General features: G+C 40.0%; 11 protein-coding genes and 1 other RNA gene. 6 read left to right on the top strand and 6 right to left on the bottom strand.

All coding sequences use genetic code 11. The features are described 5' to 3' along the window. Positions 1–138 precede the first annotated feature (138 nt). Complete coding sequence (locus Q7J63_RS12060) at positions 139–1,194, bottom strand: LacI family DNA-binding transcriptional regulator (protein ID WP_304886399.1); 1,056 nt, start codon at positions 1,192–1,194, stop codon at positions 139–141. A 224-nt stretch (positions 1,195–1,418) separates the two neighbouring features. Beyond that, positions 1,419–1,886, bottom strand: coding sequence for a DUF1456 family protein (locus Q7J63_RS12055; RefSeq protein ID WP_304886438.1), 468 nt, complete (start codon positions 1,884–1,886; stop codon positions 1,419–1,421). Between the two features lie 410 nt (positions 1,887–2,296). On the opposite strand from Q7J63_RS12055, the gene Q7J63_RS12050 reads away from it, so the two are divergent. The 3 genes from Q7J63_RS12050 (at position 2,297) to Q7J63_RS12040 (ending at position 3,721) form a co-directional block, all read left to right on the top strand. Then, on the top strand, positions 2,297–2,752 hold the full coding sequence (locus Q7J63_RS12050) for a DUF1801 domain-containing protein (RefSeq protein WP_304886436.1): 456 nt from the start codon (positions 2,297–2,299) through the stop codon (positions 2,750–2,752). Positions 2,753–3,061: 309 nt separating this feature from the next. Next, positions 3,062–3,478, top strand: a complete 417-nt coding sequence (locus Q7J63_RS12045) for a hypothetical protein (protein ID WP_304886397.1) — start codon at positions 3,062–3,064, stop codon at positions 3,476–3,478. A gap of 81 nt (positions 3,479–3,559) precedes the next feature. Further along, positions 3,560–3,721 (top strand): lmo0937 family membrane protein, encoded by a 162-nt coding sequence (locus tag Q7J63_RS12040; RefSeq protein WP_019597168.1) that lies wholly within the window; start codon positions 3,560–3,562, stop codon positions 3,719–3,721. A gap of 899 nt (positions 3,722–4,620) precedes the next feature. Here the strand turns inward: Q7J63_RS12040 and Q7J63_RS12035 are convergent. From Q7J63_RS12035 to Q7J63_RS12025, 3 genes are all read right to left on the bottom strand, one after another. Further along, positions 4,621–5,184 (bottom strand): DUF3109 family protein, encoded by a 564-nt coding sequence (locus Q7J63_RS12035; protein WP_019597171.1) that lies wholly within the window; start codon positions 5,182–5,184, stop codon positions 4,621–4,623. Positions 5,185–5,335: 151 nt separating this feature from the next. Next, positions 5,336–5,824, bottom strand: a complete 489-nt coding sequence (locus Q7J63_RS12030) for a hypothetical protein (protein WP_304886395.1) — start codon at positions 5,822–5,824, stop codon at positions 5,336–5,338. A gap of 165 nt (positions 5,825–5,989) precedes the next feature. Next, positions 5,990–8,434, bottom strand: coding sequence for a TonB-dependent receptor (locus Q7J63_RS12025; protein ID WP_304886393.1), 2,445 nt, complete (start codon positions 8,432–8,434; stop codon positions 5,990–5,992). A gap of 253 nt (positions 8,435–8,687) precedes the next feature. Here Q7J63_RS12025 and rnpB point away from each other — a divergent pair. Next, an RNA gene (gene rnpB / locus Q7J63_RS12020) (RNase P RNA component class A) lies at positions 8,688–9,117 on the top strand. A gap of 22 nt (positions 9,118–9,139) precedes the next feature. Continuing rightward, on the top strand, positions 9,140–10,297 hold the full coding sequence (locus Q7J63_RS12015; RefSeq protein ID WP_304886392.1) for a sigma-54 dependent transcriptional regulator: 1,158 nt from the start codon (positions 9,140–9,142) through the stop codon (positions 10,295–10,297). A gap of 186 nt (positions 10,298–10,483) precedes the next feature. On the opposite strand, the gene Q7J63_RS12010 is transcribed toward Q7J63_RS12015, so the two are convergent. Then, on the bottom strand, positions 10,484–11,479 hold the full coding sequence (locus Q7J63_RS12010; protein ID WP_304886390.1) for an acyl transferase: 996 nt from the start codon (positions 11,477–11,479) through the stop codon (positions 10,484–10,486). Positions 11,480–11,550: 71 nt separating this feature from the next. Here Q7J63_RS12010 and Q7J63_RS12005 point away from each other — a divergent pair, with 71 nt between their 5' ends. Beyond that, the gene (locus tag Q7J63_RS12005) at positions 11,551–12,225 is read left to right on the top strand and encodes a hypothetical protein (RefSeq protein WP_019597178.1); all 675 of its coding nucleotides are present in this window, start codon (positions 11,551–11,553) and stop codon (positions 12,223–12,225) included. Positions 12,226–12,516: the final 291 nt, after the last annotated feature.

Raw genomic sequence — 12,516 nt, 5'->3', positions numbered from 1 at the left:
TGGAAATGAAAATGAAAAGGAGAACAATCAAAACCGACATAATAAACTAAAAATCAGTCTATTACAAACATCAAAGTCATGGAAAAAATAATTACAACTTTGAGAAAAATAAAAATGTACTCCACTAAAACTCCCCGCCTATTTGGTTTTCCCTGATGCAGCACCCGACTCCAACATAGAGGATTTCCTGAGTATCAATTTCCCTGGAAGGCTGACCTGAAACAATTTAGGGCTTTTGGATCTTGATTTGAGCAAATTCAAAGTGCCTTTTATAAGCTCCTCTGCCAGTTCAGAAACAGGTTGGGAAACCACACTGATCGGGGGCGAATGGAGTTCAAACAATTCCCTGTCATCAAAAGTAATCACGCCAATATCTTCAGGTAGTCTTTTTCCCACTTCCCGCAGCACCCGCAGCCCTGTTATTGCCAAACTATTGGTCGAAAACAAAATTGCATCGATGTTTGGGTGCTCCTTCAATAAATTCTCAAAAACCTGTTTTCCCTTTGCGGACTTAACCTCGTCAAATTTAATTAGAAGTGAAATTGGATGCTTTTGATTGTTTTTGACTGCATCCAGATAACCTTCCAGCCTTTCCTTCATGGGTGAAAGATTGGATTCCAATCCCACAAATGCTATGTTTTCAAACCCCTCCTCCAACAAAGACTTTACCGCCTTTCCACAACTCTTGTAATTGTCAAGAACCACATAATTGTGATTCAGGTCATTATAATGCCTGTCAAAAAGCACTATTTTTCTATTTTCGGCGATCAGTGCATTGATTTCATCCTCAAAGTCCTCCGGTGGTGTAATGATGAAGGCATCTATTTGTCTGTCCTTGAATGTGGAAAGCAATTCCAAGGCTCTTTCTTTCTTGTTCTCCGTGCTGCAATAAATGATTTTGTATCCATTGTTGAAGGCCAAGTCTTCCATTTCCTTGGCAATGGTTGAAAAAAAGGGATCTGATATATCCTCTGCCATAAACACGATGGTATTGGATTTCCCAGTTCTCAGACTTTGGGCAGAAGCATTGGGTTTGTAGCCCACTTTTTCAATGTAATCCTCTACCTTCTTGATGACCTCATCACTGATCCGGTTTTTTGCCTTATTGTTGATGATAAAAGAGATAGTCGTAATGGAAAGTCCCAATTCCCTTGCAACATCTTTGATCGATATTTTCGACTGGTCTTTCTTCATTTTGGGATTTTTGGCAGACTTTGTATGCTCTGATACTTGGTTGAGGATTGAATCAAATTTGCATGCGCAAAGAAGACCAAACAAATCAATTGAATTTATTAAGCCCACCCAATTTCAAAAACGCAAAAATTCCAAAAACTAAGTAGATTCCGAAGGGATTAATTTCTGAAAACAGACTTGTAATCAAAGGTGTCCTTGAATTTAAAGCGTTTATTGGATTCATGTTAATCTTGATTTTCCCTATATTTTAACTTCATGCCGTGAAGAAAATTCCGTAAGATTTGATCCTTGCATTGCCTGTATTGGCTTTGTTCCGGTTTGCGAAAAAAAGCACTCAACTCGTGTTTGCTGATGCGCATGTCCACCGAATCAAGAATATCTAAAACCTCATCATCTTTTAAGTTCAATGCGATTTTCAGTTTTCTAAAAATAATATTGTTGTTTAGATTTTTCTCTGCGACTGGCTGTTCACCCTCCTTTTTGCCACGCTTGTAGTTGATCAGTCCATTTAGGAAGAGCGACAACTGTTTATCGTGAAGGCTTTGGTGCTCGGGGTCTTCATCACTTTTTAACCAATCACTAACCTGAGCCCTGGTAACAGGGAATTCAGCCAAGCCGAAGATTTCAATCATTGTGGAATCGCTGAAATCGAAAGTGTACCGAATACTTCGGATGATGTCATTGTTGGTCATGATGCGTTTATTTTTAACTTCATATACTAATCTTACGCTAATGTAAGGCATAAGATTGGTTTTGAAAGTGTGATTTGCATATTGAAATCATTAAAAAGCAGGAAGTTTAAATCCGATAGTCAAACCTTTGTTTGAAAAAAATCAAGAAACAAATAATCTAAGCACCCTTATCTCCATAAATTGACCCTGTTCAATTTTAATCTCACTTGAAAAAAATGAAAAGGGATAAAAACCGGACTGGGTGCTCTCTTCGCAATTGAAAATCCAATGACACTTAAATTTCAAAGTGGGAAAGCTCCATGGATGTTATTGAAAACTTTTGGTTTACAACAATAAAGCAAATAATGAATTCTCCAGCATAGCAATCCTGAAATAATTTCCCAAATTTGACTATACAAGCAACCAGACCTATGCAATTTGATGCCAGCTCCATCGAAGAATACTTTTCCATAATCCCTGAGGACAGAGTAATTCCAATGAAAAAACTTCGGGAGACCATCCTTTCGAATCTTCCCAAAGGCTTTGAAGAAATGCTCAATTACGGGATGATTGGGTTTGTAGTCCCCCATTCTCTCTACCCTGCTGGCTACCATTGCGATCCAAAATTACCTGTCCCTTTTATGGGAATTGCCTCCCAAAAGAGGTTTATCGCTGTCTATCACATGGGGATTTATGCGGATCCAAATTTATTGGAATGGTTTGTTGGGGAATATCCAAAACACAGCAAACTCAAATTGGACATGGGAAAAAGCTGTATAAGATTCAAAAAAACAGATCAGATCCCATACGAACTCATTGGGCAGCTTTCAGGTAAAATGACAGTTCAGGCTTGGATCGATTTGTATGAATCAAAATTGAAACCTTGAAAATCCAGGAAGATTGATTTTGAAAAGATAAAAAGCAGCCCAGTGAATTTGAACAGTAAAAAGGCCTTCCTTGGGCATTTTTTGCGTTATTTAAAAGGATTGAAAAATACCAATAATTTTTTTTTAAGAATATTATTGATGTAAATAGATGCATCACCATAGAATTATGCAATTTTTTAAAAAAAGGTGTAAGGATTACCATGCCAAGATGGTCGTAATTTGCAATTCAAAATAGGTGAATTTCGCTTATTTACAGAATCACATTTCTTTTTAAAATTTGGTTAAACAACAATCCAAACCAGCAAAATCATGAAAAAAATAATTTATTTAAGCGCCGCACTAATGTTTGCGCTCGTTTCTTGCGAGCAATCAAACAATGGCACCACCAACGATGACACGCTCATCGTGACCAATGACCAGTCCAAATTATCTGCTTTGGTTTCCACTACTTATGAAGATCTGATTCAGGAAAAAGTAAAACTGGAAAAAGAATTGATGGAATTGAAAAACGAAAAGAATCTGAGGGCTGGCACCATGGCAAAAGAATTTGACAATCTTACCGCAAAGTTAGACGCAAAACTTCAAGCCATGGAAAATAAGGCTACCCAGTACAGAGATGCTGCAGAAGACCAAAAAGAAGTAATTGAAAAAGAATTTGAAGTTTTGGAAGAACAAGCTTCTGAGGAAATCGAGTACATCAAAGATAATTTCAAGAAAAAAGATTAACCCCTAACATTTGGGAAACCCAGACTTCCTGCAGGATTAGATCCAGCAGGAAGTCTTGTTTAAAACTTAACCACATTCATAATGAGAATTTTATTGTATTTGATCGCTGTGATCGTCATCATCAGCTGGATAATTGGTTTTTTTGTTTACAGCATTGGCGCTATCATTCATTTGCTATTGGTAGTCGCAGCAGTCTCCATCTTGTTTGCCGTCATTAAAAGAACCAGTTCTTCAGGGAATTAATGGGATTCTCAATGGTATTTACCAAGAGGGAAATAAGCTTCCTTTTGGCAAATACTATTGATATTCACGCAACCTGTATTTTTCGATTCGTGATTTTTTTTTAAAAAAACCCTCCAATTCCCTTCTTAATTCTGTAGATCAAGATTTTTTAGGCGAATAATGTGATGTATGTACACGATTCCAAAAAACAAACATCCTTAAATCTGAAAGGTGTTTTAGGTTTCCAAATGGGCTTGAAACTACAAGAAAATCAGACTATTTGGAGAACTGGGCTTATAACCGATATAGTGAAGTCAAAATCAGCACCAATTAATTGATTATCAATTAATTCAGGTTGGATTGGGATTTGTAAGGCAAGACCCCGGTTAAATTGTAATTGAACCGTTCAATTCAGTTCGAAGAGTAAAATTTTCCATAAATTCGGTCACAAAATTTCCCTGTTCTATATTTGGAATAAATCCTTCTCCAGAAAGCAGGGCATTCACTTGGACACTGGATCAGTGTGATGTAATACACTAAAGTCCAATAGTATATGGAGATCCGAAGATTGATTTCAAAAAATCCAATGATTCGGGAATGAAACTACCGCAACTCCAAAAAAGACAGTTCGCCCTGCGAAAACATGCTACAAAACCCGCCTCATCCTCGGTTTGAAATTCAAGGAAAGAAACCTTACCGACAGGTTACATCCATAAGGTACAGTTGACAAAAACAAAATACGCCGACAAAGAATTATTTGACTGGATCAAAGAGGCTTACGACAATCCCTAGAATTGATTCCAACCTGTCTCAAGAGGAAAAATCTTCTGATTTCATCAGAAGATTTTGTTTGGTTTTAGCCAAAAAGCTATTGTGCCCAGCTGTTTGGGATTGGATAAAAATAAAATTTTCTTTTTTTATTATCCTTCTATTTCCTTTACCAATTCGCCGTACCAAGATTCTCCAAATTTACGGATCAGTGCATCTTTCAGGAAAATGTAAAGTGGTACACCCAATTTGCCCCCCAGAACGCAGGCGGCACTGCATATATCCCATCTGTCGTAATTCAAGGCTTCAAACTCATCATATTTATTGATCCTGATGGGATAAAGATGACAACTGATGGGTTTTTTGAAAGTGGTTTTTCCATCTAAATATGCTTGCTCAATCCCACACTTTAAGACTCCTCTTTCATCATACAAAGCATATGCGCATTCCCTGTTCTCACCGATAGTAGGCGTTCCCTTATCTCCGTCTTTGTCAAACACCCAGGTTCCTTGTTTCTCGATCACTGCCCTTCCTTCCTCCGTGATATAGTCTTTGATCTGGGGATAAATTTCTTCAAGGATCCTCGTTTCCTCGTCTTCTAGAGGTGCACCAGCATCTCCCTCAACGCAACAAGCACCCTTGCACTTTTCCAAGTCACAGACAAAAAACTGTTCCTTGATGTCATCACTAATCACAGCATTTCCTACCAATATCATTTTAATCCTCTTCTAGTCGACCGCAAATATAATCATTGTGGGAGGTTATTTAGGCTCCTGACAAAATTGCTTTTTTTCAGCTTACCCAAAAACCACCAAAAAGGCCAAGATCCGTGGATCTTGGCCTTTTAAAAATTATCCAAGCCTTGTATTAATTTACCGCATTTATTCTTCCGGACATGGAAGAATGGTTGCCGCAGATATAAGGAGCAATTTGGACGGCCAAATTCTGGGTTAGTGTGAAAGTGATGTTCATTCCATCTACCTGATAATTGACCTGATTATCCTTTTCAAGAGTCCCCTCAACATTATTTTGTGATAGCAAAATGGTATTGCCAATGCCTAAAATCTGGAATGGATGTCCCGCTCCTGCATTATTGATAAACTGGTACCTGCTTCCGATCTTCAATGTTAGAGGTGCATTTTCCACGTTGAGATCGGTACTGATTCCAGAGCCTGTCACTGCGGTGAATACAAATGCCCTGGCACCAATATTGGTGAATGCAACTGTTCCCGAGATCGTCTCTATGACAGGCATTGGCTCCATCTCCTTTTTATCATCCGAGCAAGCTAAAAACAAAAGACCCGACACTAAGGTCAAAAGCAAAATATTCAGTTTTAAATTTCTTGTGCGTTCCATTTTTTTTAAAGCATATACGAGGGTATTTCCAAAATTGGATTGGGCAAAAAAAGAACCGTTCCAATTTCTTGGAACGGTTCAACCCAGCACTATGAAGAAAAGCATTAAGCCTTCTAATACCTAACCCACAGGTTTAAATTTTGTTTGTCACCAGAGTATTTTTTTTTAAAACCTGAATTCAAAACCGGCAGTCACAAATCTCGGTAGGCCAAGTCTGATTCCTTGAGGCCTTCTATTGGATATGTATCTTTCGTCAGTGAGGTTTTTTACCGTAAGATTAAAATTGGTGTTCCATTTCGCAACATTATAATTCAAAACGGCATCCATTACAAAATAAGAAGGGATCTGACCTATTTCTCCAGAAGAGCTAGATGCTACCGTATTCAATTCATCCGTAAATTGACTTGCTACAAAATTCCCATTCAACCTGGCCCCAAAACCAGATTGGGTTTCCAAAGTAAAAGCAGAATTGATGAAAAACTGTGGAGCATAGGGCGTTCTGTTTCCGGAGATATTGACCTCCTCGAGAAATCTATCCTCTGAAAAACTTGCATTTACGTAGGCGGCATTGAAATCATACATCAATTTGGTTTTTTTCATTCCAATTACCCTACTCAAATCAAATACAACAGCACCTTCAATTCCTTTGTGGTTTGTCGCTCCTCCATTCACCAAGCCCGTCCCCAGTCCACCTGAGGATTCGGAAACCGGGATGATTTGGTTTGAAAAATCCATGAAGAATCCGGTCATTTCCACAAAAATCCAATTGTTGATATCCGTGCGCAATCCGAGTTCATAGTTCCAGCTTTTCTCAGCGTCGAGCTGATATATTTCACCGACATTAGAAATGGCATCCTTCACTCTTGGCGGCGCAAATCCCCTGTGGGCTCCTCCAAAGACGCTAATTACTTGGGTTGGTTTGTAGTTGAAACCAATACCTGGAATGATTTCAGTGATGGCATTTCCCGCCATCAAAACTGTATCCCTGACCCCAATGCCCGGAAAGCTTCTCCTGTTGATGTCTCTTTCGTAATCAAAGTTTTCAAACCGGAGCCCGGCGCTCAGCAATAATTTGTCAGTGACATTGATTTTATTTTGTACATATCCACTGAGTGCATATCCTGTTCGGATTTCATCCTCCACCAAATTGCCACTCTGAACACCCACTTTGGTACCATTCACTCTTTGCTCATAAGCTCTTTCATATAGAAAACGGGTACCAACGATCAATTCATTTTTGGCTCCAAACAAGTCGTAATCGATCTCCAGTCGAGGTTCCAATCCTGCAACCTCAAATTGCCTGTCTCTGTTTCCTGTGGAATTTCTCATGAAAACCGCTCCACCGGGAACAGCCGTATCCCCCCAAGTAACGCCCGTCCAGTTGGCCGGCGGATTGTTTGAATTGGTGTTTCTTGTAAAATCCTGCCGGTTCCAATTACGGGTGGTCGTATATCCAAATGCAGTTGTTTTCAACCTGACATTCTTGTTAAAATCATATTGGTGGCTGAAGCTCAATGAATATCTTCTGACATCCAAGCGATCATTTGGTGCCATTCTTGTGAAATCCTCATTTCCAGCATCGAACATGGTTTGGGTCAACCCAATGTAGGTAGCGTCGGAAGTTTCATTGTAAATCCCAAGCTTTACACCCAAACTTGATTTGGGGTTGATGTTAAATAGTAATTTTGTATTAAAATCGGTGATATCAAATCCAACGTAACCGACTTGATCTGCGCGTTTTTTCAAAAGATTTACGGCAATTCCAGTGTTCCCAAAGGTATTGCCATAGGAAACCATTCCAGAAAAATATCCACCCTCCCCTGTTTGAATTTTGACTGCTCCTTCTTCTTCTTGGGGCGGATTGGCTGTGATGTAATTTACCACACCACCTATGGTTTGTGGACCATAAAGTACCTGTCCAGATCCTTTGAGAATTTCTACTCCCGTCATCCGATCAATGGCTGGAGAATAATACATTTCAGGCTCTCCATAAGGTGCTAAAGCAACGGGAATTCCATCTTCCATCACCAATACGGACCGGCTTCTGTCTGGATCCAAACCTCTGATCCCTATATTGACCCGCATGCCCACACCTTCTTCATCCACAACATGTACCCCCGGGGATCTTCTGATCGCTTCATTTCCACTAATCGGATTGAGTGCTTTCAATTCTTTTTGATCTATATAGGAAACTGATCCCGGAACCCTACTGAAAATCCTATCCTTATCTGCGATGACGGTGATTTGTGGCATTTCTACACCGATTTCTTCAAAAACCAAATCGAGTTTATTCAATTGGCCCAATGTCACATTCACTTCTTTTGTAAAGCTTTTAAAACCAACGGCAGAGATTTTGATCGAATAATCCCCGTCTGGGAGATCAAAAATCTGGAAAGACCCATCCAAATTGGTATAGGTGCCTTTAACTGTCCCCAACACCAAAATATTGGCAAAAGGAATGGTTTCTCCATCAAGGGAGGTTACTTTCCCGGAAATGGAAACTGATTTTCCTTCATTTTCATTGGAGATTAACCCAGTTGCCTGGGAGAAATTGGTAAATATGAGTGGAGTCAAAACCACCGCCAAGAGCACTGTGTAAATGTATTTCATACAACAATCCATTATTGTTATTTGGATTTAATTTAAATAATGATGCAAATCTATTATCTATTTAAACTTAATCCAAATAAGGATTGAGTAATTTTAATTGGATTTTTCTTTCAAACCCCAAAAAATATAGATTTCATCAATCCACTTCAATTTAGAAGGTTCGACTTCCCCTATTCCACCTTTTTGACCGAAACAAAATTTGAAAAAAAAAAGACACTTGCAGCGCATTGGAATAAAATCCTTTTATTTGCGAAGTGCAAGCCGACTTGTCGCTGTTTTCTTTTGGTACCACCGAAAGAAGAGGGAGGAAAGTCCGGGCAACGTAGAGCGCCATACTTCCTAACGGGAAGGAGCTTTGCTGGTGACGGCAAGGTTACAGACAGTGCCACAGAAAATATACCGCCCGGGTCTGGTGAAAACCTAAACCGGGTAAGGGTGAAAAGGTGGGGTAAGAGCCCACCGCCCCGACAGTGATGAAGGGGGCAAGGCAAACCTTATGGGTTGAAAGATCAAATAGGCTCCGGTCCAAGGGCTGCTCGTCCAATCCCATGTCGATATTTTTATCGATACGGGAAACCGGAGTGGGTAGATCGATTGAGCCAGAGCGCGAGTTCTGGCCTAGATAAATGGCAAGTGTCCCGTTTTGCGGGAAACAGAACCCGGCTTACAGGCTTGCACTTTTACTTTAAAACAATCCAGGAAATTATGTCGAAAATTCTGATCATAGATGATGAAAAAGTCATCAGAGCTACCTTAAAAGAAATCTTGGAATATGAAAAATACCAAATTTTCGAAGCCCAAGACGGAGAGCAAGGATTGAAAATGATTCAAGAAGAAGAGTTTGACCTTGTTCTGTGCGATATAAAAATGCCCAAAATGGATGGCATTGACGTTCTGGACCAAGTTGCCCTATTGGAAAAACAGCCCCAATTCATCATGATCTCCGCACACGGCAGCATTGAAACTGCGGTAGAAGCAACCAAAAAAGGAGCTTTCGACTTTATTTCCAAACCACCGGATCTCAACAGACTTTTGTTGGCGGTCCGCAATGCATTGGACAAGAAAAACCTGGTTTCAGAAACCAAGGTCCTTAAGAAAAAACTTTCCCAAAAATTCGATATGGTCGGAGAATCACCGGCCATCAAACAGGTGAAAGAAACCATCGAGAAAGTTGCGCCAACGGAAGCTAGGGTACTGATCACCGGTCCAAACGGCACCGGCAAGGAATTGGTCGCCCATTGGCTTCACAGCAAGAGCAATCGCTCTGACGCTCCATTTGTGGCGGTAAACTGCGCTGCGATCCCTTCTGAATTGATAGAAAGTGAACTTTTTGGTCATGAAAAAGGAGCCTTTACCTCTGCCATGAAGCAAAGACAGGGTAAATTTGAACAAGCGGATCATGGAACCTTATTTTTGGATGAAATAGGCGACATGAGTCTATCGGCCCAGTCCAAAGTGCTTCGTGCCCTCCAAGAACACAAAATTACGCGTGTCGGCGGGGACAAAGACATCAAAGTGGATGTGCGGGTATTGGCGGCAACCAACAAAGATCTGAAAAAAGAAATAGAGGAGGGAAATTTTCGGGAGGATCTTTACCACCGCTTGAGTGTGATCCTCATACAGGTGCCACCATTGAAGGATCGTAAGGAAGACATTCCGCTATTGGTGGATAAATTCCTCGATGATATCGCAAAAGAATATGGAACGGCCAAGAAAGAAATTTCCAAGGAAGCCATCAAAAAACTCCAGGAGTTTCCATGGACTGGAAATATTCGGGAACTGCGTAATGTTGTGGAAAGATTGGTGATTCTAGGAGAAAAAACAATCTCCTTAGAGGATATAAAAAAATATGCTGACTATTGACGGTCAGCATATTTTTATACTTTTACTTCCTTTGAATCCAACGCCTTTGAATAAGCAGGGCAAGGTCTACTTGAAGCGCATGCACTAAGTACCATTATTCCAGCTGCTAACACTATAATTGCTAATCTTTTCATACTTTTTAAATTTCTAATATCAAATATGTTTATTTACTAATTGAATACAAAATTAATTCAGCATTAAATTACAGCCCCTCAACTCGCTGTTGTCAAACCTTCCCAAAACCTCCAGCATGCCATCCGGGTCGATTCTACCCAAATCCTGTGTTTCCAAAAAGGCACAAGAATAAAAGTTTGCCAAGTCAATAATATTGACACCTCCTTGACTTCTGTTGGACCAAGAAAAAGGGTCATTGACATCCCGGATAAGAACGCGCATGGTGGGCGGCAAATTATATTTACCATCCCCTTTTGAATAGGCCTGTGACATCAATTCCGTCATCCCATACTCCGAATGGATTAAATCCAATCCAAAACCGGTTTTTAACAGTTGATGGATTTCCTCCCTGATCATTTCCTTTCTCCTCCCCTTCATGCCTCCCGTTTCCATTACGATCAAATTGTCCATTTTGGGTAGTTCATGTCCACCTTCCACGAGATCCAATAAACCAAAAGTAACCCCAAGCAGCAGAACTTTCCTTTCTCCACTTTTAAGGAAATGGAGTTTTTCGACCAATTCCTGATGGTTGTACAAATAAAATCCTGAATGCGCAGATCCGGATTCCTGAATAAAGTAATCGGCCATCCTGACCAAGGAACTTCCTTTTCTTTCCAAGTAAGAAGGCAACAATGCCAAAACATGAAAATCCTTAATGGATCCATATTCCCGCTCAAACAGATGCAAGGAATGCTCAAGATAAAACTCCTCAGACCAAATATAGTGCCTACTTGTGATCATTCCGGTGGTTCCGCTACTGGAATAAAACTCCTCTGAATCTTTAGGCCTCCCACTGATCACTTGATGTTCCTTGAAAAAACCAATCGGAAGAAAGGGAATTTCCTCTATGGTTGTGACGGAAGCCAGGTTTATCTTCCTGGCGTCAATATAAGCCTTGTAAATGGGGTTGTTCCTCGCTTGAAATTCAAAAAGCTCCAAAGCTCGATCTTGGAAATCACCAAAATCCATTTGAAGCAATCTCTCGGAAAAACTTTTGAAATAATTCATCGTTTTATAATTTGTCTTGGCAAAATTGAACAACTTTACAATTGCCAGAATTCTTGTAAATTTAGAGGAGCATGATGAGTGTAAAAAATTTTACCTACAATTTATTGTTTTTAATCCTGCTGGGATCATGCATTTCCCCACCGGATAATTTCCCCTCCGTTCCAGAAGTGGCTTTTAAGGGTATGGAATTTGTTTCCACCAATAGCTCCGACTCCTTGATTGTCTCCATTACTTTCAAGGATGCCGAAGGAGATCTTGGACTCAATGCAACGGATGTGGATCCCCCCTTCAATGCCTTGGAATTCAAAAGGGACAATACAGGAGCGCTGATTCTCTACGGTAAACGTCCCTCAGAGGCTCCTCAATTCAACCCAATAGATTGGGCAGTCAATCCCACAGTCAACAATATTGTCGTTCGGGATACCGTTTGGGTCGAACAAAATCAAAATCACAACAATATCTTCGTTAAATTCTTTATCAAACGAAATGGGGTATTCAGTGAATTTCGCTGGGAAAATCCCCCATTTTACACCACCTTCAACGGTCGATTCCCAAGGATCCTGAACAACAACAATACCCAGGCTGTGGAAGGCACCATCAGGTATTCAATGCTCTCCTTTGGTTGGCAATCCCTATTCAGAAATGACACCATAAGGATAGATGTTCAGATTCAGGACAGAGCGCTCAACAAAAGCAATATTGTATCCAGTCCTGAAGTAACCCTTTCCCAAATTTCAAGAAGGTAGGTTTTTGAGTGAAACTGAATTTTTTTTTTGGGAATCCCTTAAACCCAAAACCTAATATAGGTTTCCAAATGGGATTGAACCTCAAAGAAAATCAGACGATTGGGAGAACAAATTCCGATACCAATAGGGCGCAGTTAAAAATAGCAAATACCCAATTGATTACCAGTCAATTACAATATTGAATTGTGTTCCCAATGCATAAAACAGGTTAAAACAGATCCAGCTCGAAGCATCATCAGGATTGTTTCATAGCCTTGCACAAAAAAAGACCCATAAAATATTTTATGGGTC

This window comes from Rhodonellum sp. (assembly GCF_030656585.1).
GTDB lineage: Bacteria > Bacteroidota > Bacteroidia > Cytophagales > Cyclobacteriaceae > Rhodonellum > Rhodonellum psychrophilum.
This window is presented reverse-complemented; position numbering and strand designations above follow the sequence as displayed.

What these genes read in the sequence shown, in the direction of transcription:
- Q7J63_RS12010 (WP_304886390.1), bottom strand. Translation starts at nt 11,479, where the DNA reads ATGAATTATTTCAAAAGTTTTTCCGAGAGATTGCTTCAAATGGATTTT.
- Q7J63_RS12050 (WP_304886436.1), top strand. Translation starts at nt 2,297, where the DNA reads ATGCAATTTGATGCCAGCTCCATCGAAGAATACTTTTCCATAATCCCT.
- Q7J63_RS12055 (WP_304886438.1), bottom strand. Translation starts at nt 1,886, where the DNA reads ATGACCAACAATGACATCATCCGAAGTATTCGGTACACTTTCGATTTC.
- Q7J63_RS12035 (WP_019597171.1), bottom strand. Translation starts at nt 5,184, where the DNA reads ATGATATTGGTAGGAAATGCTGTGATTAGTGATGACATCAAGGAACAG.
- Q7J63_RS12015 (WP_304886392.1), top strand. Translation starts at nt 9,140, where the DNA reads ATGTCGAAAATTCTGATCATAGATGATGAAAAAGTCATCAGAGCTACC.
- Q7J63_RS12005 (WP_019597178.1), top strand. Translation starts at nt 11,551, where the DNA reads ATGATGAGTGTAAAAAATTTTACCTACAATTTATTGTTTTTAATCCTG.
- Q7J63_RS12030 (WP_304886395.1), bottom strand. Translation starts at nt 5,824, where the DNA reads ATGGAACGCACAAGAAATTTAAAACTGAATATTTTGCTTTTGACCTTA.
- Q7J63_RS12040 (WP_019597168.1), top strand. Translation starts at nt 3,560, where the DNA reads ATGAGAATTTTATTGTATTTGATCGCTGTGATCGTCATCATCAGCTGG.
- Q7J63_RS12045 (WP_304886397.1), top strand. Translation starts at nt 3,062, where the DNA reads ATGAAAAAAATAATTTATTTAAGCGCCGCACTAATGTTTGCGCTCGTT.
- Q7J63_RS12025 (WP_304886393.1), bottom strand. Translation starts at nt 8,434, where the DNA reads ATGAAATACATTTACACAGTGCTCTTGGCGGTGGTTTTGACTCCACTC.
- Q7J63_RS12060 (WP_304886399.1), bottom strand. Translation starts at nt 1,194, where the DNA reads ATGAAGAAAGACCAGTCGAAAATATCGATCAAAGATGTTGCAAGGGAA.